This is a genomic window from Streptomyces sp. NPDC090088 (assembly GCF_044747345.1).
Lineage (GTDB): Bacteria > Actinomycetota > Actinomycetes > Streptomycetales > Streptomycetaceae > Streptomyces.
On the sequence record NZ_JBIVDZ010000002.1, the window covers coordinates 1 to 22,208 of the forward strand.

A 22,208-nucleotide genomic window follows, 5' to 3' on the forward strand; every position below is an offset into this window, starting at 1 on the left:
AAACGCCCGGTTACATTCCGAACCCGGAAGCTAAGCCTTACAGCGCCGATGGTACTGCAGGGGGGACCCTGTGGGAGAGTAGGACGCCGCCGAACAAATATTAGGAAAGGCCCACGCCGTATGGCGTGGGCCTTTCTGCATTTAAGCTCATGGCTATGCGCTACGACCTCGTCATCTTCGACAACGACGGCGTTCTCGTCGACAGTGAGCCCATCTCCAACCGGCTCCTGGCCGCCTACCTCACCGAGCTCGGGCATCCGACCTCCTACGAGGACTCGATACGGGACTACATGGGGTCGGCGATGCACCGGGTCCATGAGCTCGTCCAGGAACGCACGGGGCAGCGGTTGCCCGACGACTTCGACGATGTCTTTCACCGCCGGGTGTTCGCCGCGTTCGAGCGGGAGTTGAAGCCCGTGGCGGGTGCCGCGGAGGTGCTGGAGCGGCTGGCGGCGGACGGGGTGCCGTACTGCGTGGCGTCGTCCGGGAGCCATGAGCGGATCCGGGTGGGGCATCGGACGACGGGGCTCGACCGGTGGTTCGAGGAGTCGCGGGTGTTCAGTTCGCAGGACGTGGGGCGGGGGAAGCCGGCGCCGGATCTCTTCCTGTACGCGGCCGAACGGATGGGGGTCGCGCCGGGGCGTTGTGCCGTCGTAGAGGACAGTCCGCTGGGGGTGCGGGCGGCTGTCGCGGCCGGGATGGACGTGTACGGGTTCACGGCCATGACGCCGGCCGAGCGGCTGCGGGGTGCCACTCAACTCTTCGACGGTCTGGGGCAGTTGCTTGACCTGCTGGAATGACCTGAGGCATGACGGGGGTGCTGACAATTGTCATGCCGAGCTCCGGACGTTCGTTTCTACTGGGGGACCCCGCCCGGACGCGAAGCTGAGGGCATGACGAAGACGACGAACACCGGGTCCCAGAGCAAGCAGCGGCAGAACAGCGTGCTGGAGAACCTCCGGCCGCTGATCGTGGATGTGGCGGTGCCCCTCGGGTCGTACTACTTCTTCAAGGGGGCCTTCGGGATGAGCACCTTCGCGGCGCTCGCCTGGAGCAGCGTGGTGCCGGCCGTGCGGACGGTCTGGAGTGTGGTGAGGGAACGCCGGGTGAACGGGCTGGCGGCGCTGATCCTGGTCGTGAACGTGGTCGGGCTGGCGCTCAGCTTCGTCTCCGGCGACCCGCGGCTGATGCTGGCCAAGGACGGTGCGGTCAGCAGCACCATCGGGATCGGGATCCTGGTGTCGGTGGCGCTGGGCCGGCCGATGATGACGGCCGGGCTGAAGCCCTTCCTGGTGAAGGGGGACGCGGGCCGGGAGGCCGCCTGGGAGCGGCTGGTGTCCGGGACGGCGGTCCGGTCGGCGGAGTTCCTGCGCAAGGAGCGGCTCTTCTCCGTGATCTGGGGACTGGTGCTCCTCACGGAGTGCGTCGCCCGGGTCGTCGGCGCCTACACGATCCCCGTGGACACCATGGTCTGGCTGGGCTCGCTGCTGCTGGTCGTGGCGATCACCCTCGGGATGGTGGTCTGCGGTGGGGCGGCCGCCGAGCCGATGGCGTGCCTGATCACCGACGAGGTGAAGCGCCAGGAGGCCGCGCAGGAGCGGCAGGAGCAGGAGCTCGCGGTCGCCGCCTGAGCGGCCGGAAAGTAAAGCTGAAGGAAATTCATCTTTGGCTGGATCTACCCACGAGTACGCCGGGGCCCTACGCTCGCCGCCATGACAGATGTGCTGCGGCGCGGTAGGGCCTCGTTGGCGTTCAGCTTCTTCACACAGGGCGCCACGTTCGCGCTGCTGGTGACGCGCATCCCCGCCATCCAGGACCGGTACGGCGTCTCCGACGCGCTGCTGCCGGTCTTTCTGGCCGCCGTGCCGATCCTGGCCGGTGTCGGCAGCGTCACCACCGAGCAGTTGGTGAAGCGCATACGGCCGAGTCTGCTGCTGCGCTGGTCCCAGCCTGTGGTGATGCTGGCGCTGGTCGGCGTCGGGGCCGGCGGGGCGATGGCCGAGCTGGCGGTGGCGCTGGCCGTGTTCGGGCTGGCGGTCGGCGCGCTGGACGCGTCGATGAACATGCTGGGGGTGAGCCTGCAGCGGACGTACGGGCGCAGCATCATGCTCAGCTTCCATGCCGCGTACAGCCTGGGCGGGATTCTGGGGGCCTCGCTGGCCTGGGTGGGCGCGCACTGGCATCTCGCGCTGTGGGTGTCGTATCTGCCGGTCGTGGCGGTGCTGCTGCCGGCCGCGCTGGTGGGGAGCCGGTGGTATGTGGACGGTGATCCCGCGCCGGCGGAGGACGCGGCGGGCGAGGGCGCGGGCGGCGGTGTCGTCTTCAAGCTGCTGCTGCCGCTCTGCCTGGTGATGACCTTCGCGTACATCGGGGACTCGACGGTCTCCAACTGGAGTGCGAAGTACCTGAAGGACGTGCTGGGCAGCAGTGAGCAGCTCGCGACCGTGCCGTACAACGTGTACATGGTGACCACGCTGGTCGGGCGGGCCCTCGGGGACTTCGGGGTACGGCGGTTCGGGGCCGTGGCCGTCGTACGGCTGGGGGCGCTGGTGGCGGCCGGGGGGTTCGCGGTGGTGGCGGTGGCGCCGGGGGCCTGGGTGGGGATGGTCGGGTTCACCCTGCTGGGGCTCGGGTTGTGTGTGCTGGTGCCGCAGACCTTCGCGGCGGCCGGGAGGCTGTTCCCCGGATCTTCGGATGCGGCCATCGCGCGACTGAACATCTTCAACTACGTCGGATTTCTGATCGGTTCGCCGTTGGTGGGTGCGCTTGGCGACGCGTGGAGTTATCGCGGGGCGATGCTGGTGCCGATGGTGTTGGTGCTGGTGACGTTGGTGTACGCCCGTTCGTTCGCGACCAGGTCGGACCGATACGGTGACGGGCATGAGCGGCCGCGCACAGCTGATGTGGGACGAAGCAGTAACGGGCTATGACTTCGGTCCGGGGCATCCGATGGATCCGGTCCGGCTGGCGCTGACCCGGAGTCTGGTCGGTGCCTTCGGGCTCGACCGGGTGGCGGAGGTCGTCGCGGCGAAGCCGGCCGGGGAGTCGACGCTGCGGCTGGTGCACCGGGAGGACTACATCGAGGCCGTGAAGGCGGCCTCGGCGGATCCGGCGGCGGCCGACCAGTCGTACGGGCTGGGGACGGTCGACGATCCGGCCTTCGCCGGGATGCATGAGGTGTCCGCGCTGATCGCGGGGCAGTCGGTGGGGGCCGCGGAGGCCGTGTGGCGGGGGGACGCGGATCACGCCGTGAACTTCTCGGGCGGGCTGCACCACGCGATGCCGGGGGCGGCGTCCGGGTTCTGCGTCTACAACGACGCCTCGATCGCGATCGCGCGGCTGCTGGAGCTCGGTGCCGAGCGGGTCGCCTACGTGGATGTGGACGTGCACCACGGGGACGGGGTGCAGGCCGCGTTCTGGGAGGACCCGCGAGTGCTGACGATCTCGCTGCACGAGCATCCCCGGACGCTCTTCCCGCAGACCGGGTGGCCGCAGGAGGTCGGGGACGGCGCGGCGGAGGGGTCCGCGGTGAACGTGGCGTTGCCGGCGGGGACCGGGGACGCGGGGTGGTTGCGGGCGTTCCACGCGGTCGTGCCGGAGCTGGTCGCCGACTTCCGGCCGCAGGTGCTGGTCACCCAGCACGGGGCTGATACGCATTTCGAGGATCCGCTGGCTCATCTGGCCGTCTCGCTGGACGCGCAGCGGGCGGTGCAGGTGGCCTGCCATGAGCTGGCGCACGAGTACGCCGGGGGGAAGTGGGTCGCGTTGGGCGGGGGCGGATACGAGGTGGTGGATGTCGTGCCCCGGTCGTGGACGCATCTGGTGGCGATCGCGGCGGGGCGGGAGATCGAGCCCGAGACGCTGGTGCCCGAGGGGTGGCGGCAGGAAGTGTTCGCCCGGACCCGGCAGTTGGGGCCGGGGCGGATGACGGACGGGCGGTGGCCGGTGGGGTGGGCCGGGTGGGAGTCGGGGTACGACCCGGCTGATCGGCTGGACCAGGCCGTGCTGGCGACGCGGCGGGCCGTGTTTCCGTTGCGGGGGTTGCTGGCGTAGGGGCACCGTCCCTGGGGGCTGCCGCCCCCGGACCCCCGCTTCGGCCTGGACGGCCTCGTCCTCAAACGCCGGACGGGCTGGGTGGGTGGTGCCCGGGGGTGGTCAATCGTTACGCCGACCGTGCGGAGTTCTTCCGGTCCCCGCTCCTCGGCGGGCGCCGTCCGTCACCATCTCAGCCGTGTTGAGTGCTCGTGAGCTTCGTGCGTACCTGGTGGCTGTCCGGCTTGCCGGGGTGGTGGCCACCTCGCGGGAGCGGAGTCTTCGGCGGTACCGGTTGTTCGCTGCTCGGGATCCTCGGGTGTTGATCGGGATTGATCCGCAAGGGACGTGGAGCGAGCGGGAATTGGTTCGGTTGATGGCGGGCAAGTGTGGGGTTTCGGACGATCCGCGGTGTGTTTCAGGGCATGATGTGATCGACCCGGAACGCACGGTGGCCGCGCTGGATGCCTTCGCGGAGCGGGTGGGGGAGGTCGCCGGGCGGCGGGCCCCGGTGCTGTTCGGGACCGGGCATCCGCACCGGCTGATCGGGTTCTACGCCGCTCTCGCGGACGCGATGTCGGCGGCGGGGTGTGAGGTTCTCACCCCTGCGCAGGGTCGCTGTGTCGACATAACGACCCGGTTCGGTCTACGTACCTGCGACCTTGATTACGTACGAGGCGTCGGGTTCATGAGAGAAACGGGCCGTGAACGCCCCGGTTGTGCGCCGGGTGCGCACACGCATTCGCCGCTGCCGGTTCGGGTGGCGCTGGATGCGGCGGCGGAGAGCGGAGGGCCGCTGCCGGAGCTGGTGGTGGGGGACCATGGATGGGTCTGCGGTGCAGGTCAGCTCGGGTTTGAGGCCATTGGGCTCGCGGATACGGATGACCCTGCGCTCTTCGTGGGGGAGGCCGAGGGGGTCGTGTCCGTCGCCGTTCCGGTTGATGACGGCGTGCGGTCTGATTACTACACGCCGCTTACCCGCTACGTACTCAATCGAGCGTGTCTGTCACAGTAGGCCGCCGATGGGTGCACCTCTTCCCCACTCGCATCACCCGCCCCTACATTGGGGAGTGAGCACGCAACGACGAAGAGTCACCGGAAGGGGAAGCCGGTGGCCCGTCGAGTGCGGAAGGTTCAGGTGTGTCATGGCAGCTGGCGAGAGGCCTCTGAACGAGGTTGTGTTCCTTACCGTGGCGGAGGTCGCCGCGGTGATGCGAGTGTCGAAGATGACCGTGTACCGGCTGGTGCACAGCGGTCATCTGCCCGCGATCCGGGTGGGGCGGTCCTTCCGCGTCCCCGAGCAAGCGGTACACGAGTACCTTCGCGAGAGCTATGTGGGGGTGGAGACCGCCTGAGAGCCGTTCCGGGGTTCCTCCCGGGGCACCTCGATTACGACCTCAGCGCTCGGGCGGGTAGGCTAGCCCCTCGTAGGTCGTATGGGCCCATGATGCCCAGCACCGAGTGATGAGAAGTGAGCGAGGGTAGTCGTGGGCTCTGTTATCAAGAAGCGGCGCAAGCGGATGGCCAAGAAGAAGCACCGCAAGCTGCTCAAGCGCACGCGTGTTCAGCGTCGTAACAAGAAGTAATTACGGCGTCGAGCCGCGAGAGCTTGTGTGTGGCCCCCCACCAGTACGGTGGGGGGCCACATGCATTTTCCGGCCGTCGCGGCTCGTCATGGCCCGCTGGGGGTCATGCCGGCGCAACATCGACCCGCTAAGTTGGCCCGCATACGGGAACACGGAAGAAAGGCGCTGATCTTGGGGAAGGTCGTGCTCGTGACCGGAGTGGCCCGTCAGCTCGGGGGCCGGTTCGTGCGACGTATTCAGCGTGACCCCGAAGTGGACCGGGTCGTCGCCGTGGACGCGGTGGCGCCCGAGCACCACCTGGGCGGGGCGGACTTCATCCAGACCGACATCCGGCAGCCGAGCATCGCCCGGGTCCTGGCCGAGAGCGGTGCCGACACCGTCGTCCACATGGATGTGACCGGGACACCGCTGGGCAGCGGCAGCCGGGCCACCGTCAAAGAGACCAATGTCATCGGGACGATGCAGCTGCTCGGCGCCTGTCAGAAGTCGCCGAACGTCAAGCGGCTGGTGATCAAGTCCAGTACGAACGTGTACGGCTCCGCGCCGAAGGATCCCGCCGTCTTCACCGAGACGACCCCGCCGAAATCCCTGCCCAGCGGGGGGTTCGCGAAGGACACGGTGGAGGTCGAGGGGTATGTGCGCGGGTTCGCCCGGAGGCGGCCGGACGTGGCGGTGTGCGTGCTGCGGTTCGCCAATATCCTCGGGGCCACCGCCGATACCCCGCTCGCGTCCTACTTCTCGCTGCCCGTGCTGCCCACCGTCCTCGGGTACGACCCGCGGCTGCAGTTCGTGCACGAGGACGATGTGATCGACGTGCTGCGGATCGCCTCGCACGATCCGGTCCGGGGGACGCTCAACAGCGGCACGTTCAACATCGCGGGTGACGGGGTGCTGTTGCTCTCGCAGTGTTCGCGGCGGCTGGGGCGGCCCACCGTGCCGCTGCTGCTGCCGGCGGTCACCTGGGCCGGGTCCCTGGTGCGGACGCTCGGTATGAGCGACTTCTCGCCCGAGCAGATCCGGCTGCTGACGCACGGCCGGGTGGTGTCCACCGACCAGATGCGCGAGACGCTGGGATTCCGGCCGAAGTACACGACGGCGGAGACGTTCGCGGACTTCGTGCGGGCCCAGGCCCCGGGGCTGCTGCCGCCCGAGGCGGTGGCCGCGGCCGTCGACCGGCTCGCCGCGCTGCCCGCGCCGGGCGGCGGCCCGGCAAAGACCCCGACCAAGAGCGCCAACTGAGGAGCGCAACAACGATGGCGGACGCCAAGGTCATTCCGTTCGACGACGACCGGTCCCGTGGGGCTGCCGTGCAGCGGCCGGCCCGGCGCCGGGGTCAGGGGGGCCGCCGTGGCGGCGGCGAGCAGGCGGCGGTGGTGCGTGAGGTCCAGCCTCTCGCCGGGCGGATCCCCGCGCAGGAAGATGTGCATGTGAACCGGGAGAGCCCTGAGACGGGCGTGGAGCAGCCGCACGACGACGCCGGCCTGGAGCAGCGCGTGGCGCGCGGGCTCGCGTTTCTGCGGCGGCGGCTGACCGGGGACTACGAGGTCGACGACTTCGGGTACGACGAGGAGCTGACCGACCAGGTCCTGATGTCCCTGCTGCGGCCGGTGTACGAGAAGTACTTCCGGGTCGAGGTGAAGGGCATGGAGAACATCCCGGCGGAGGGCGGTGCGCTGATCGTCGCCAACCACTCCGGGACGCTGCCGCTGGACGGGCTGATGATGCAGGTCGCCGTGCACGATCACCATCCGGCGAATCGTCACCTCAGGCTGCTGGCCGCGGATCTGGTCTTCGTGCTGCCGGTCGTCAACGAGCTGGCGCGGAAGCTGGGGCACACGCTCGCGTGCGCGGAGGACGCGGAGCGGCTGCTGGCCCAGGGCGAGCTGGTCGGGGTGATGCCGGAGGGGTTCAAGGGCATCGGGAAGCCGTTCAGCGAGCGGTACAAGCTCCAGCGGTTCGGGCGGGGCGGGTTCGTGTCGACGGCGTTGCGGAAGGGGGCGCCGATCATTCCCTGCTCGATCGTGGGGGCGGAGGAGATCTATCCGATGATCGGCAACGCGAAGACGCTGGCGCGGGTGCTGGGATTTCCGTATTTCCCGTTGACGCCGACGTTTCCGTGGCTGGGGCCGTTGGGCGGGATTCCGCTGCCGACGAAGTGGACGATTCAGTTCGGGGAGCCGATCCGTACGGACGGCTATCCGCCGGAGGCGGCCGAGGATCCGATGCTGATGTTCAATCTGACGGATCAGGTGCGGGAACAGATTCAGCACACGCTGTACAAGTTGCTTGTGCAGCGGAGGTCGGTTTTCTTCTGAGGCGCGATGCGTTGGGTTTTGGGTGCGGGTGCGTGGGGGCTGGTCGCGCAGTTCCTCGCGCCCCTGGGGAGATGGGGTGCTCCTCGGTGGAGAAGCACCCCATCTCCGTCAGTTGCTCGTGTCCTCGCTGTCGATGCCCAGGCCCGGTAGCAGGCCCGGCAGCAGCGGGGGCAGGGTGACGTCGGGTTCGGTGGTTGCGGATTTTGAGGGGGAGGGGCTGGTCGTGCCGGTCTTCGGGGGGTCCAGGAGGCCGCCCGTGGTGCCGCCGATCAGGCCGTTGTCGGCGCTGCCGGAGGCCGAGCCGCTGGGGCTGCCGGTGCCGGAGTCGTGGCCGGAGGAGGAGCTGCCGGAGGACGACGGGGCCGTCGACCGGTGGCGGCCGGAGGATCCGGTGGACGCCGTGCCGGAGCCCTGCTTGCCGGTGCCGCCGGTGCTCTGGGGCGGTTGGGGGAGCAGGGACTGCAGCGGCCCGACTTCCTGGTCTATGGCTTCGAAGACCGACGACACCTGCTGGCTGACGTCCCCGAGCTGCACCGGGAGCTTGTCGCGCAGGGCGCCCCAGGCCTCGCGGTGCGACTGGGCGAAGGCGGACAGGGCCTGGATGGGGCCCAGGGAGTTCGGATCGCGCTCGTAGGCCTCGTGGAGCAGGCGGTGGCCCTCGGTGACGTCCTGCTGCATCCCGGACAGGGTGCGGCGGATCTCGCCGATCGACTCGTGGTCGAGGTGGCCGCCGCGGCCCCGTTCCATGAGCCGGCGGGCCTCCATCAGCCGGGTCGAGGCCTGGTCGAGGTAGGTCTGGCCGCGCTGGTCGTCGCCGTCGGACAGATAGTTGAGCTTGAAGTCCTCGATGCCGCGTTTGAGGCCGTACAGCGAGTCGCCGGGCAGGGCGTCGGAGCTGGCGGCGGCGACGCCGCCGAAGGCTCCGGCGGCCACGCCGACGCTCAGTCCGCCCGCGGCGAGCCCCTTGGTGAGCCGGGAACGCGGTCGCAGTTTGCCCAGTGGACTCGCCCGGTGCGCGCCCTTGGCCCGGCCGGAACGCTGCTCGGGCACCGGTGTGTCCGCCGCCCCGCCCAGGGTGCCCTCCGCGAGCATGGCCTCCATCGCGGCCACCAGTTGGGCCCGCTGGACGACCTTGACCTTCGGATCGAGCTCCGGTTTGGGCAGTGCGGCGAGACCCGTCGCCAGGGCCAGCAGCTCGCCCGGCTCGGTCCGTTCGGCGCGATCCGCTGCGGCCGGTGGATCGCCCGCCGGGGCCTCGGACCGCTCGGCCGCCGGGTCCCGGTCGGGCTGCTCCTCCAGGGCCTGGGCGAAGGCGTTCGCCCGCCGGTGGGCCGATACGTTCGCGATCACTGGCGGCACCTCCTCTCGTCATGACGGTCGACTCCCCAGGGGGTCCTGAGGGTTGCACGCCCTCGACCGATCCACACGATCGTGTGATCAGGGTCTTGCTGGACGTGACCACAGGGAGCCTGTATCCCGCACAACGAGCGGCTCGGCACTTGGGTTACGGACGACCGGTGATCGGCTGAGAATGGCAACAGGGTTTCACCGAGCGTGAGTTGGACGTCGCCGAGGGTGCCCGGCTCAGCGGGCGTCGTCCGGGAGGAGCCGGGCGAGGGTGCGCACGGCCCGGTACTGGAGGGTCTTGATGGCGCCCTCGTTCTTGCCCATCACCCGGGCGGTCTCGGCGACCGAGAGGCCCTGCAGGAAGCGGAGCGTCACACACTCCTGCTGCTGCGGATTGAGGCGTCGTACGGCGTCGAGCAGGGCCGCGTTGGAGAGGGACTCCAGGACGGAGTCCTCGGGCGAGCGTTCGACCTCGTTGGCGTCGAGCATCTCGCCGGTCGTCACCTCCAGGCGGAAGCGGCTCGACTTGAAGTGGTCGGCGACCAGGTTGCGGGCGATCGTCACCAGCCAGGCGCCGAAGTCGCGGCCCTGCCAGGTGAAGGTGCCGATCCTGCGCAGCGCGCGCAGGAACGTCTCGCTGGTGAGGTCCTCGGCGGTCGCCTTGCCGCCGACGCGGTAGTAGATGTAGCGGTACACGGTGTCGCTGTACTGGTCGTAGAGGCGGCCGAAGGCGTCGGACTCGCCGGCCTGGGCACGCTCCACGAGATCCATCATGCGGGCGCTGTCGCTGTCCGCGGCCGGACGGCGGGCGGTGGCGGCGCTGCCGGAGGTCCGGCTGCGTCTGCCGACGGCGGCGCCGCCGTCGGCCAGTGCGTAGCACGGGCCCACGGGGGCTGCGGTGGCGAAGGCGGGGACGGCGTACGCGGAGGGGACGAGGCCGCGCAGCGTCTCTTTGACCGCCGCGACTGTTGCGCGCAGCGTAGCCAGGCCCGAGGCGTCAACCCCGACGTGTGGGTACACGGGACTCCCAGAGGCAGAGCTTCCATCACGTGCAGTACGGGACCTTTCACCCGTCGTAGCGACGGAGGGGTACCGGTTTGCGTCTGAGGAGAATAACGCTTCGTGCAGGCACTGCTACACCGAGTTGCTCAAATCATCGATTGCGTCGCTTCTCTCACCGATTTGAGACGGTTCAAGTGCCGCAGAGTGACTGATTGTTGATCAGAATGGTGCGTGTTCAGGCGGAGTCGAGGGCGTGTTGGGGCGGCCGCGCGATAATTCGGGCGCGTGGCGGGAGAACGCCGGAATGTTCGGGCGCGGGCGGGCCGAAGGCATGCCTGAGGAGCGCCCCGTGCGGGGCGCCGGGCGGTGCGACTGTGGGGCTGTGCGGTTCGGTCGCGGTGGTTACCGGCGGCGCCGGGACAGCGCGATCGCCGCCGCCGTGCCGCCGGCCACCGCGCCGACCCCGGCCGCCGCCGGGATGCCGACCTTCGCCGCCTTGCGGCCCGTGCGGTAGTCGCGCAGGCGCCAGTCCAGTTCCCGGGCGTGCTTGCGCAGCTTGGTGTCCGGGTTGATGGCGTACGGGTGACCGACCAGGGAGAGCATCGGGATGTCGTTGTGCGAGTCGCTGTAGGCGGCGCAGCGGGAGAGGTCGAGGCCCTCGGCGGCGGCCAGGGCGCGGACCGCCTCCGCCTTCGCCGGGCCGTGCAGGGGCTCGCCCACCAGCTTGCCGGTGTAGACGCCGTCGACCGACTCGGCGACCGTGCCCAGCGCTCCGGTCAGGCCCAGCCGGCGGGCGATCACGCCGGCGATCTCCACCGGCGCCGCCGTGACGAGCCACACCTTCTGGCCCGCGTCCAGGTGGGCCTGGGCGAGGGCGCGGGTGCCGGGCCAGATGCGCTCGGCCATGTACTCGTCGTAGATCTCCTCGCCGATGGTCTGGAGTTCCGCGACGCGGTGGCCCTTGACGATCGACAGGGCCGAGTCGCGGGCCTCCTGCATGTGCTCGGGGTCCTCGACGCCGGCCAGCCGGAACCACGCCTGCTGCCAGGCGAACCGGGCGAGGTCGCGGGTCTCGAAGAACTTCCGCTTGTAGAGGCCACGGCCGAAGTGGAAGATGGCGGCGCCCTGCATGACGGTGTTGTCCAGGTCGAAGAAGGCGGCGGCCTTGTCGTCGCCGAGCACCGGGAAGTCCGGCTCCGCGGCTTCCTCGGCACCCGCCGACGCCTCTTCCGCCAGGGCTTCCTGGTTCTTGCGCGCAGCCTCCGCCGAGGCCTCGCCTGCCAACACGCTCCGCGCCGTGGCGGAGCGCCTACGGGGAGTGAGCCATCCGAGAGCGGCCATGTCGTGAGCATAGCCAGTCTGTTCGGTGCATCCGGAGTCGCGGGAGTTGGTTGGGTGTGAACTCTCCGCGACCGGTCTGTTAAACAACCAGTCAAACATGCCGTGGAAGAGCGGGAGAATGGACCCCATGAGTCCTCTCTTCGGCCGGAAGGCCCCCGCGTCTCGTGCGCGATCGGTCACTCTCATCCGTAAGCCGGGCTGTCATTTGTGCGATGACGCACAGGTCGTGGTCGAGAAGGTGTGCGGCGACCTCGACGTGCCCTGGGAGCAGAAGGACATCACCCAGGACGAGCGGCTGCACGACCTGTACTGGGAGCAGATCCCGGTCGTACTGGTCGACGGTGAACAGCACACCTTCTGGCGTGTGAACGAAGACCGGCTCCGTAAGGCACTGACCGACTAGTCCAAACCGGTGGGAAAGTCGCCTAGGATCGACGGCGGCTTGGTCTCGGGGGCGGGATTCGTGAGGAGTGTGTACGGCTTTGCCCCCATTGGAGACGGAGCGTGAGCGCGTATGCGCCGGTTCCCCGCGACCGCGCCGAGGGTGCGTGACCCCGGTCACGTTGGCCGGGCAAATCGGACACCATCTTTGTGCACGCGTTCACAAAGACATAGCCTGCTGTCGACGGGGCGGTCTGGGTACGAGTGACCGTCCGCAGCCCCGCTCAACCCGTTGGAGCACCGTGGCAACTGGCCGAACTCACCGACCGGCGACCCGCAGCCGAGGTATCCCCGAGGCCACCGTCGCCCGGCTTCCGCTGTACCTCCGGGCGCTGACCGCACTGTCGGAGCGCTCGGTGCCCACGGTCTCCTCCGAAGAGCTGGCCGCGGCCGCGGGGGTCAACTCCGCCAAGCTGCGCAAGGACTTCTCTTACCTGGGTTCTTACGGAACACGCGGTGTCGGCTACGACGTCGAGTACCTCGTCTACCAGATCTCCCGCGAGCTGGGCCTCACGCAGGACTGGCCGGTCGTGATCGTCGGTATCGGTAACCTCGGCGCCGCCCTCGCCAACTACGGCGGGTTCGCCTCGCGCGGTTTCCGGGTGGCCGCGCTGATCGACGCCGATCCGGCGATGGCCGGAAAGCCCGTCGCGGGCATTCCCGTGCAGCACAGCGACGACCTGGAGAAGATCATCCAGGACAACGGCGTCAGCATCGGCGTCATCGCCACCCCGGCCGGCGCCGCCCAGCCCGTCTGCGACCGGCTCGTGGCCGCCGGGGTCACCTCCATCCTGAACTTCGCGCCGACCGTGCTGACCGTCCCGGACGGTGTCGACGTCCGCAAGGTCGACCTCTCCATCGAGCTGCAGATCCTCGCCTTCCACGAGCAGCGCAAGGCCGGCGAGGAGCACGAGGGCGCGGCCCCGCCCGCCGCCCCGCACCAGGAGCCCGGCGAGCAGGGACCCGACGGGGACGTACCCGCCGTGATGCCGGCATGAGTCTCCTCGTCGTCGGGCTGAGCCACCGCAGCGCCCCGGTCAGCGTCCTGGAACGGGCCGCGCTCACCACGGACGCCCAGGTCAAGCTGGTCCAGGACACGGTCGCCGCCGAGCCGGCCGCCGAGGCCGCGGTGCTCGCCACCTGCAACCGCATCGAGCTCTACGCCGACGTGGACAAGTTCCACGCCGGGGTCGCCGAGCTGTCCACGCTGCTCGCCCAGCACAGCGGGGTCGGCCTGGACGAGCTCACCCCTTATCTCTACGTGCACTACGAGGACCGCGCCGTCCACCACCTGTTCTCGGTGGCCTGCGGGCTGGACTCGATGGTCGTCGGCGAGGGGCAGATCCTCGGCCAGATCAAGGACTCGCTGGCCCGGGCGCAGGAGCTGCACAGCGCCGGCCGGCTGATGAACGACCTGTTCCAGCAGGGCCTCAGGGTCGGCAAGCGCGCCCACTCCGAGACCGGGATCGACCGGGCCGGACAGTCCCTGGTCACCTTCGGCCTGGAGCAGCTGGCCGTCGGCACCGACGTCGAGACCTGGGCCAAGGGCAAGAAGGCGCTGGTCATCGGCGCCGGTTCGATGTCCTCGCTGGCCGCCGCGACGCTCGCGCGGGCGGGGGTCGCGGAGATCGTCGTGGCCAACCGGACGCTGGACCGCGCGCAGCGGCTCGCGCACCTGCTCGAAGAGCAGTATGGGCAAGGTCTGAACGAGGGCGACGACACGCACGTGACGGCCCGCGCGGTACCGATGGACGCGGTGCCGGGCGAGCTGACACGTGCCGACCTCGCGGTCTCGTGTACCGGGGCGACGGGTCTTGTCCTCACCGCCGACGCCGTCGCGGCCGCGGTCGAGGGACGCACCGGCGAACCCGTCGCCGAGATCGACGTGGCCGTACCGGCGGCCCCGAAGCCGCTGCCCGCCGCCGGCCTCGGTGCCGACGAGAACTGCCCGCTCGACCTCACCGCCGCGCAGAGTGGTTTCTCCGTGATGGGCGAGGCCGCGGTCGCCGGGATGGCCGCCGCCGAGCTGGAGCAGCACGCGGCCTGGGTGGACAACGGGACGGTGGACATCCGGGAGACCGGCCGTCGTACCCCCGAGACCCCCGTCGAGGCCGATGCCGAGCTGATCGGCGCGCTCGCCGCTGCCGTCACCCGGGTCGGCCGGATCCCCGAGCGGCGCAGGCCGGAGCCGGTCGCCGACTTCGTACGCCCCGCTCCCGCGCTCTTCCTCCTCGACCTCGCCATGCCCCGCGACATCGACGCGGCCGCGCACCGGCTGGCCGGGGTGCGGCTGGTCGACATCGAGTCGCTGGCCGAGGCGTCGGCCGATGCCCCGATGGCCGCCGACGTGGACCAGGTCCGCCGTATCGTTTCGGACGAGGTGGCCGCGTTCGGTGCCGCGCAGCGGGCCGCGCACATCACGCCGACCGTGGTCGCGCTGCGCACCATGGCCGCCGATGTGGTGGCCGGCGAGATCGCCCGGCTCGACGGGCGCCTGCCCGACCTGGACGAGCGGCAGCGCGGGGAGATCCGCCAGGCCGTGCACCGGGTCGTCGACAAGCTGCTGCACGCGCCGACCGTACGGGTCAAGCAGCTCGCGGCCGAGCCCGGCGGCGCCGGGTACGCGGACGCGCTGCGGACCCTGTTCGACCTCGACCCCGAGACGGTGGCCGCCGTCTCCCGGGCCGTGGACAGCACAGACGAGAAGGACCGACCGGCATGAGTGACAAACCACCACTGAGGCTGGGGACCAGGCGCAGCAGACTCGCCATGGCCCAGTCCGGGCAAGTGGCCGAGGCCGTGAGCCAGGTGACCGGACGGCCCGTCGAGCTCGTCGAGATCACCACCTACGGCGACACCTCCCGTGAGCACCTGGCGCAGATCGGCGGCACGGGGGTCTTCGTGACCGCCCTGCGCGACGCGCTGCTGAGCGGCGAGGTCGACTTCGCGGTTCACTCGCTCAAGGACCTCCCGACCACCCAGCCCGAAGAGCTGGCGCTGGCGGCCGTACCGCTGCGCGAGGACCCGCGCGACGTGATCGTCGCCCGGGACGCGCTGAAGTTCACCGACCTGCCGCGCGGCGCGCGCATCGGCACCGGTTCGCCGCGCCGGACGGCGCAGCTGAACGCGTACGCGCGCAGCCACGGGCTGGACATCGAGACCGTCCCGATCCGGGGGAACGTCGACACCCGCATCGGGTACATACACGACGGCGAACTCGATGCGGTGGTGCTGGCCGCGGCCGGCCTCAGCCGCATCGGCCGCCTCGACGAGGTGACCGACTTCCTGTCGGTCGACACGATTCTGCCCGCCCCCGGCCAGGGGGCACTGGCGATCGAATGCGTCGCGGACAACGCGTCGCTGATCGCCGCGCTCGGGGAACTCGACGACCCGTTCACCCGGGTCGCCGTGACCGCCGAGCGGTCACTGCTCGCCGCCCTGGAGGCCGGCTGCTCCGCCCCTGTGGGCGCGCTGGCCGACCTTCTGGCCGACGGGCAGATTGTCAAGGAAATGCGCCTGCGGGGAGTCGTCGGCACGACCGACGGCACCCGGATGGTGCAGTTGTCCACCACCGGTCCCGTGCCCGAGACATACGACCAGGCGACGGCGCTCGGTCGCGAACTCGCCTCCGAGATGCTTGCCCAGGGCGCGGCCGGTCTGATGGGGGAGCGAGCACAGTGAGCCCCACCAACCTTCCCGCCGGCCTCGATCACGGGCACGTCACCTTCCTGGGTGCCGGACCCGGGGATCCGGGACTGCTGACCTTGCGTGCCGTGGAGGCACTGTCCAGCGCGGACGTCCTGGTCGCCGAGCACGAGGTGCTCGACGTGATCAGGGCCCACGCCAGGCAGGGCGTCTCCGTCGTGCCCACGAGTCCGGATCACTCGTCGGACCCGTATCCGGGCACAGGCGCGCCTCAACTCACGGTTGTTGACGGAGCGTCAACAACCGCTTCCCTCCCGCCCGTGCGGGATGCGGCTCATCTTGTCATGGAGGCCGCGCGGGGTGGCAGGCGGGTCGTCCGTGCGGTGTCCGGGGACCCGGGACTTGATACGTACGCCACCGAGGAAATGCTCGCCTGCGCGGCGGCCGGTGTGCCTTTCGAGGTCGTGCCGGGTGTCGCGGCGGCGGTGGGCGTGCCCGCGTACGCCGGTGTGCCGCTGCGCGACGCGCAGGGCACCGACGTCCGCTTCGTGGACGCCCGGACGGCCTCCGACCGGTGCTGGACCGAGGTCGGCGCCTCGGACGGCACGGTCGTCGTGTCGACCTCGCTCGACTCGGTCGCTGCCGCGGCCGGTGAGCTGGTCGCCGCCGGCCGCAAGCCGGACACCCCGCTGACCGTCACCGTCGCCGGTACGACGACCCGGCAGCGGACCTGGACCGCCACCCTCGGCACCATCGCGCAGACGCTGAAGCAGGCGAAGGTGCTGCCCTCGCCGGACGGCGGCCGGCCGGTGATAGCCGTGGTCGGTGAGCGGTCCGCCGCCGCCCAGCGCGACCAGTTGTCGTGGTTCGAGTCCAAGCCGCTGTTCGGCTGGAAGGTGCTCGTACCGCGCACGAAGGAGCAGGCGGCGTCTCTCTCCGACCAGCTGCGGTCCTACGGGGCCGTGCCGCACGAGGTGCCGACGATCGCCGTCGAACCGCCGCGCACGCCCCAGCAGATGGAGCGGGCGGTGAAGGGGCTCGTCACCGGACGGTACGAGTGGATCGCCTTCACGTCGGTCAACGCCGTCAAGGCGGTGCGGGAGAAGTTCGAGGAGTACGGGCTCGACGCCCGGGCCTTCGCGGGGATCAAGGTCGCGGCGGTCGGGGAGCAGACGGCGAAGGCGCTGGTCGCCTTCGGCGTGAAGCCGGATCTGGTGCCGAGCGGTGAGCAGAGCGCCGCGGGGCTCCTTGAGGACTGGCCGCCGTACGACCCGGTGTTCGACCCCATTGACCGGGTGTTCCTGCCGCGGGCCGACATCGCCACGGAGACGCTGGTCGCCGGGCTGATCGAGCTCGGGTGGGAGGTGGACGACGTGACCGCCTACCGCACCGTGCGGGCGTCGCCGCCGCCGGCCGAGACGCGGGAGGCGATCAAGGGCGGCGGGTTCGACGCCGTGCTGTTCACGTCGTCGTCCACCGTGCGGAACCTGGTGGGTATCGCCGGGAAGCCGCACAACGTGACGGTGATCGCGTGCATCGGTCCCGCGACGGCGAAGACCGCAGAGGAGCATGGGCTGCGGGTGGACGTGATGGCTCCGGAGCCGTCGGCGGGCAAGCTCGCGGAGGCGTTGGCCGAGTTCGGGCTGCGGCGGCGGGCGAGTGCGGTGGAGGCGGGGGATCCGGTGACTCGGCCGAGTGAGCGGCGGCCGGGGGCGCGCAGGAGGCGTACCACTACGTGACGTGATGGCGGGGAGGACGGACGAGTCCTCCCCGCCATCGGTCCGGTCACAGCAGATGTTCGGTGCGGAAGGAGAAACGGGCGACGTACGGGGCCCAGGGCTCGTATTCCGGCGTGCTGTTCGACGTCTCCGTCTCCGTCAGGACCTGCTCCGTGATCGCCGCCAAGCGGTTCCAGACGGTCGGTGGGTGGTCACGCGGCGGGACCTCTCGGGCGGGCTCTTCAGGATGCTCCCTCCGGCGGAGAAGCTCTGCGAAGGTTTCCGGCAGGGGTCGCGAGGCCGCAAGGAGCAGGTCTTCCAGGACCACGGCGCCCTGAGCCGGATGGCCGATGAGCACCGCGAGCAGGAGGATCAGCGGTTTGTGGCCGCCGGAGCGGACGCGTGCTATGTCGGCCTCGCTGAGACAGCTGCGTAGCAGACGGTATGTGTTCACCAGTCTGCGCGCCGTCCGTGGAGTGGAGATGAGCGGCCCGACGGACATGATCATGTCGTGCTCGGCGCGTGTCAGCCGCAGTGCCTGGAGCCTCAGCGCGACATCTGGCTCCGGATTCTCGATCGCCCAGACCTGCACGGTGCCGTCCTGTGCTCCTGCGCCGAGTCGGCGGCCGCCGGGGGAGAAGGCCAGTGCTGTTACGGGCGCTGCCGCTGTCATCCGGGTCCGATGGGCCCCGGAGGCGATGTCCCAGACGCGGATCAGGGTGTCCTCGGCCACGGCGATCAGACCTCCCGCGCTGAGGGCGATACGGGCGGTGCCGGGCACGGGGGGCAGCGCTCGCGAAGGGGTGATGGCCTCGGGCGCCCCGGTCGTGGCCCACAGCCCCAGAAGCGTCTCCTCGCCGAACAGCGCCAACCGTCGGCCGAGTGGATCCGTGACGGCCCTGCTGACCGGACCGGGGCCGGAGGCCACGTCGTGGACGGCACCGCTGGAATCCCTCAGCCGTACTCCGTCATCGCCCTGAGTCAGACGCCAGGTGCCGGTCCAGGCCAGCAGAGCCCCGTCCTCCTGGACGGTGGTGTCCAACTCGTTGACTCCGCGCAGAACCCTGTCGCGGACATGGCCCGCGGCGGTTCCCTCGGTGCCGTGCCAGGTGAACGCCACTTCGGAACCGTCTTCCGAGAACAGGACGGAAGGGGCTGCGGGGGACGGGGGGACCGGTGCTCCGATCCTGCTGACGACGGTGCCGTGCCCGTCCGCCACCAGTGCCACGGCGTCGTCGAAACCGCCGGTCAGCAGCACATGCCCCTCCTGCGTGAACGCGGCGGTACGGAGTCGGCCGTGGGCGATCTTCCGGGTCAGCTGGGGCGCCCCGTTCGAGCGAACGCCCCGGTGTGTGAGTACGGCCGAGGCGTCCACGGACATGACCAGAGGACGATCGTCGGGGAGGGCGAGGGCCAGGACGGGACCGGCGTCCTGATACCGGTGCAACTCGCGCGCCACGACTGCGGGCGTCGCCGGAACGGCAGCCGCCGGGGAGGGCAGGGGTGGCGGCGGCTGTGCGGGCGGGGAAACCCGCGGTTCCATCGGGGAACCCGTCACGGGCTGCTCGGTGGCAACGCTGCCGTCCTCCTCGGGGACGGGAAGCAGAGGCTCGCCGAGGTCGGCTCCGACCAGACGGGCGTACCCGTCCGGAGACATGGGCGGCAGGCACAGCGAGATCTGGAAGATCTTCTCCAGGTAGTTCTGGGGCGTGGAGGCCCAGTGCTGCGGGTCCTCTCCCGTCACGGACACGCTGTCGGATCCCAGAACATCACGGTAATGAGCGTGTACCGAACGCAGCAGCCATCGTGCGTCGACGCCCACGACCACGACGAACAGGGGGAAAGCCAGCAGGAGTTGGATCGCCTGGAGAACTTCGACCACGCGATGGGGCGGGCATCTGTCGAGGTCGTCGATGTAGAGCACGATGCGTTCGAGATCGGTGGCCGTACCGGTCGCGGTGGCCCTCGCGGTAAAGCGGCGGCTGAGCTCTTCCAGGTCGCGTCGGAGCAGGGCCATGAGGCCTTCGTGTCTCCGGTAGTCGTCATCGTCGAGGCGTTTGAGTGCGAAGGCACGGATGCTCGTCTCCTGCTCCAGCTCCCGGATCTGCTCGTCGATGGAACGGGTTTCCTCCTCGATCCGGGTGATTCGACGTTGCAGGGCGTCCCGGCGAGCCTGTTTCGGGATACGGCGTTGCCGGTCGACCGCGCTCACCACGTCCTCCGCCACCTGAAGCGCCTGGTTCAGCCGACGCAGGTAGGGGGCGCTGATCGTCGCTGCCAGGACGCAACCGCCGAGCAGCGACGAGGCGGTGGCCACCGTCGGGCCCAGCATGGCAAAGGCCACGGCGGGGCCGACCAGTACGAACACGACGATGGCCGACCCCAGGGCCAGCCGGACGGGCCAGGTGCCTCTCCTGAGCAGCAGCCACAGCCTGCGCAGGCTGTGTGCGGACTCCATCGCCCGCAGCTTCACCTCGCCGACCTGGGCAGCGGAGATTCCCGCCTCGGTGAGTGCCTTGTTGGCCTGCGCCAGTACAGGGGGCGCCGCGGCGTCCTGCACCTGCTGGAGACTGTCGGCGGAGGCGAGACTGCGGATGTCCATCGGGCTTTCCCGGGCAAGGTCACTGGTGGCCTCGTCGAGTTGGGCCTCGACACTCTGCCTCTTGTCCATCAACTCCTGGCGCAGCCCTCGGACGGAAGGCAGGTCCCGCAGAGCCGCGCGTGTGTCGGTGCCGCTGGCAGCGAGCCGGTCGAAGATCGCGGAAGCCAGGCCGGCCCACAGATTGGCATCCAGGTAGTGCCAGGCGTTGAACTGGATCTCGCACACTCCACTGCACAGGCCGGAGCCGACCTGTTCCAGGTCGGCCCGCAACGACCTGCGCACCATCTCCTCGATACGTTGCCGCATGTGGGCCATGAAGAACGATTTGCCGGTGCCCCAGTCGCCGAAGAGCCCGATGGACAAGGGCGGTCTCACCTCGCGAGCCATGATCAGCTGGCAGAGCGTGTCCACCTCCCGGGATATGCCGAGCCGGTCCGTCCCCTCGGCGACGTCGGCGGCGTACCCCGCGTGGAACGCGGCATCCGGCTCCGTCTGGGGAGCGACCGAGATCCGCGGAGCGACCGCCGTGAGCGACCAGGGACGCACGCCTTGGGTGTCCCCGCTGAACACGACGCTCCGGCCGTTCACCATGGTGGAGGCCAGTGACCAGATGTCCGGGCCGCGGTCGGTCACCGTGACCGATTTCTTTCCCGTCCCCACATCCCAGATGTCCAGGGTGCCGCCGGCACCGCCGACGGCGACGAGAGGGCGTTCGGGCAGCGCGGACAGGGCTCGGATCGGTGTCGACCGGACGGAGACGGTCCGCAGGAGCGTCCCGTCGACCGCGTCCCAGACGCGGAGATTCCCGTCCTCTCCACCGCTGACGACCACCAGGAGGCTGTCGATCTGCGTCACGGCGAGTCCGTGAACGGGGCCGGCGGATTCGGACGTCCGCCACTCCTGATCACCGGTGGCACTGTTCCATGCCGCGACCTCCCCGTCGGCACCCGCCGAGATGAGGAAAGGAGGGGCGAAAGCGACCGCGTTGGCGAAACCCTTGTGCGCCTTCGGCACGTCGAACAGGGTCTCGCCATGGAGGTCCCCGCCTCGGACAGAGCCGTCGTCGGAGGCCGAGTAGACCATCCCGCGCCCGTCCACGAACTCCACGGCCAGGTCGTTGACCTGCGCGGCATGTCTCCACAGAAGTCTCTGCTGCGAGAGGTCGACGCCTGATCGAACCTCCACGGTGCCGCTCTCTCCCGCACACACCACACCGGCATCGTCCGGTAGCGGCTCAACGGCGAAGATGCTCTCCGTGCGGACGGCGGTTCGTTGGATCCCGGACGGCAGATCGAAGATGCGCAGTGACGCGGCGCCGCCCACCACGAGCCTCGGTGCTCCTTGTGTGTCCAAGACGCCGAGACACCAGGTGTGGCCGGCGTCCGCCATGGTCTGGGGCGACGGTGCGTGGAGGGGATTGGGGAAGAACGGGAATTCCGGTTCGCTCAGTGGGTCGATCAGGGTGGCCACAACACGTTGCGGCAATCCGTCGGGAACGGTCTCAAGGGTGCGCTGGATCTCACGGACGAGATAGGTGAAGGGGACGTATCGGAGGTTCGGGTCAAGAGCGTTGGCCTTTTCGCTGATCGCCTTCAGGGCGAGAGCGGTTGCCTGCGTGAAGCGGCCGTTGTAGGCCGCTTCGTCGGCGTCGGCCGCGCCGATCACCCAGACCCGCTCCGGGTCCGCTCTGTCGATCCTTCCACGGAGCATCGACGGACGTAGCGTGCGTCCCGCGTAACTGAGATCCAGGAGGAACAGGACCTGCGGGCCTGATTCCATGTCTGTGGCGGCCATGATCCACTCGTCCGCACTGGCCGAGTCCCGTTCGGTCCCCTCGATGGTCAGGACGCGCAGACTGCCTGCCCGACCGATGGAGCTGTGGCTGAGTACGTGCACCACGAGGGTGTCCTCGGAGTCGGCGTCACGGATCGCCTGTTGTACCGCGTGGCTTGTCTCCTGGGATGTCGCGTCGACCAACAGCGAACACTCGAAGCCGAATCGGTCGAGTTCGTGGGCGAGCTGTTCAGTGCGTTCCCTGGCGAACGGCAACGGCGCGTAACCGTCGAAGTCCTCTTGTCCGGCACCGAAGCGCGAGCCCGCGATGAGAATCGCCCGCCGTCCCATGGAGACCCCCCCTCCCATGCCGCCTGCGCGGCGTCACACGCCGTCAGCGTCGCAG

At 69.9% G+C, this 22,208-nt stretch carries 18 protein-coding genes and 1 rRNA gene; 15 read left to right on the forward strand and 4 right to left on the reverse strand.

The window, feature by feature from the left end; all coding sequences use genetic code 11:
- From rrf to ACIPSJ_RS08655, 10 genes are all read left to right on the forward strand, one after another.
- Positions 1 to 95, forward strand: a 5S ribosomal RNA gene (rrf, locus tag ACIPSJ_RS08610); the annotation flags it as partial.
- Between the two features lie 60 nt (positions 96 to 155).
- Positions 156 to 800, forward strand: coding sequence for an HAD family hydrolase (locus ACIPSJ_RS08615; protein ID WP_355721845.1), 645 nt, complete (start codon positions 156 to 158; stop codon positions 798 to 800).
- A gap of 93 nt (positions 801 to 893) precedes the next feature.
- Entirely contained in the window at positions 894 to 1,631 is a 738-nt protein-coding gene (locus tag ACIPSJ_RS08620) for a VC0807 family protein (RefSeq protein ID WP_401344633.1), read from the forward strand.
- A gap of 81 nt (positions 1,632 to 1,712) precedes the next feature.
- Complete coding sequence (locus ACIPSJ_RS08625; protein WP_401344635.1) at positions 1,713 to 2,930, forward strand: MFS transporter; 1,218 nt, start codon at positions 1,713 to 1,715, stop codon at positions 2,928 to 2,930.
- On the forward strand, positions 2,881 to 4,053 hold the full coding sequence (locus ACIPSJ_RS08630) for an acetoin utilization protein AcuC (protein ID WP_359227035.1): 1,173 nt from the start codon (positions 2,881 to 2,883) through the stop codon (positions 4,051 to 4,053). The genes ACIPSJ_RS08625 and ACIPSJ_RS08630 overlap by 50 nt, the downstream gene beginning before the upstream one ends.
- Before the next feature lie 178 nt (positions 4,054 to 4,231).
- Positions 4,232 to 5,047, forward strand: a complete 816-nt coding sequence (locus ACIPSJ_RS08635; RefSeq protein ID WP_401344637.1) for a phosphatase — start codon at positions 4,232 to 4,234, stop codon at positions 5,045 to 5,047.
- 130 nt (positions 5,048 to 5,177) lie between these two features.
- A complete protein-coding gene (locus ACIPSJ_RS08640; protein WP_067299677.1) occupies positions 5,178 to 5,387 on the forward strand; it encodes a helix-turn-helix domain-containing protein in 210 nt (69 codons plus the stop codon).
- 132 nt (positions 5,388 to 5,519) lie between these two features.
- A complete protein-coding gene (locus ACIPSJ_RS08645; RefSeq protein ID WP_003948845.1) occupies positions 5,520 to 5,618 on the forward strand; it encodes a 30S ribosomal protein bS22 in 99 nt (32 codons plus the stop codon).
- A gap of 171 nt (positions 5,619 to 5,789) precedes the next feature.
- Positions 5,790 to 6,857, forward strand: coding sequence for an NAD-dependent epimerase/dehydratase family protein (locus ACIPSJ_RS08650; RefSeq protein ID WP_359227030.1), 1,068 nt, complete (start codon positions 5,790 to 5,792; stop codon positions 6,855 to 6,857).
- Positions 6,858 to 6,871: 14 nt separating this feature from the next.
- Entirely contained in the window at positions 6,872 to 7,933 is a 1,062-nt protein-coding gene (locus ACIPSJ_RS08655; protein WP_355721828.1) for a lysophospholipid acyltransferase family protein, read from the forward strand.
- A gap of 108 nt (positions 7,934 to 8,041) precedes the next feature.
- Here ACIPSJ_RS08655 and ACIPSJ_RS08660 read toward each other — a convergent pair whose 3' ends face one another.
- From ACIPSJ_RS08660 to ACIPSJ_RS08670, 3 genes are all read right to left on the reverse strand, one after another.
- Complete coding sequence (locus tag ACIPSJ_RS08660; RefSeq protein WP_401344640.1) at positions 8,042 to 9,283, reverse strand: DUF5667 domain-containing protein; 1,242 nt, start codon at positions 9,281 to 9,283, stop codon at positions 8,042 to 8,044.
- A gap of 234 nt (positions 9,284 to 9,517) precedes the next feature.
- The gene (locus ACIPSJ_RS08665) at positions 9,518 to 10,300 is read right to left on the reverse strand and encodes an ECF subfamily RNA polymerase sigma factor, BldN family (protein ID WP_359227025.1); all 783 of its coding nucleotides are present in this window, start codon (positions 10,298 to 10,300) and stop codon (positions 9,518 to 9,520) included.
- 384 nt (positions 10,301 to 10,684) lie between these two features.
- A complete protein-coding gene (locus ACIPSJ_RS08670; RefSeq protein WP_359227023.1) occupies positions 10,685 to 11,623 on the reverse strand; it encodes an HAD-IB family hydrolase in 939 nt (312 codons plus the stop codon).
- Between the two features lie 118 nt (positions 11,624 to 11,741).
- Here ACIPSJ_RS08670 and ACIPSJ_RS08675 point away from each other — a divergent pair, with 118 nt between their 5' ends.
- From ACIPSJ_RS08675 to ACIPSJ_RS08695, 5 genes are all read left to right on the forward strand, one after another.
- Positions 11,742 to 12,026: a glutaredoxin family protein gene (locus ACIPSJ_RS08675; RefSeq protein ID WP_359227021.1), complete on the forward strand. Its 285-nt coding sequence runs from the start codon at positions 11,742 to 11,744 to the stop codon at positions 12,024 to 12,026.
- Positions 12,027 to 12,306: 280 nt separating this feature from the next.
- A complete protein-coding gene (locus tag ACIPSJ_RS08680) occupies positions 12,307 to 13,062 on the forward strand; it encodes a redox-sensing transcriptional repressor Rex (protein ID WP_359227019.1) in 756 nt (251 codons plus the stop codon).
- Positions 13,059 to 14,786: a glutamyl-tRNA reductase gene (locus ACIPSJ_RS08685; protein ID WP_401344642.1), complete on the forward strand. Its 1,728-nt coding sequence runs from the start codon at positions 13,059 to 13,061 to the stop codon at positions 14,784 to 14,786. Before ACIPSJ_RS08680 ends, ACIPSJ_RS08685 begins: the two co-directional genes overlap by 4 nt.
- A complete protein-coding gene (hemC, locus tag ACIPSJ_RS08690) occupies positions 14,783 to 15,745 on the forward strand; it encodes a hydroxymethylbilane synthase (RefSeq protein ID WP_355721808.1) in 963 nt (320 codons plus the stop codon). The genes ACIPSJ_RS08685 and hemC overlap by 4 nt, the downstream gene beginning before the upstream one ends.
- A complete protein-coding gene (locus ACIPSJ_RS08695) occupies positions 15,742 to 17,448 on the forward strand; it encodes a uroporphyrinogen-III synthase (protein WP_401344644.1) in 1,707 nt (568 codons plus the stop codon). The genes hemC and ACIPSJ_RS08695 overlap by 4 nt, the downstream gene beginning before the upstream one ends.
- A 46-nt stretch (positions 17,449 to 17,494) precedes the next feature.
- On the opposite strand, the gene ACIPSJ_RS08700 is transcribed toward ACIPSJ_RS08695, so the two are convergent.
- Complete coding sequence (locus tag ACIPSJ_RS08700; RefSeq protein WP_401344646.1) at positions 17,495 to 22,153, reverse strand: P-loop NTPase fold protein; 4,659 nt, start codon at positions 22,151 to 22,153, stop codon at positions 17,495 to 17,497.
- Between the last annotated feature and the right edge of the window lie 55 nt (positions 22,154 to 22,208).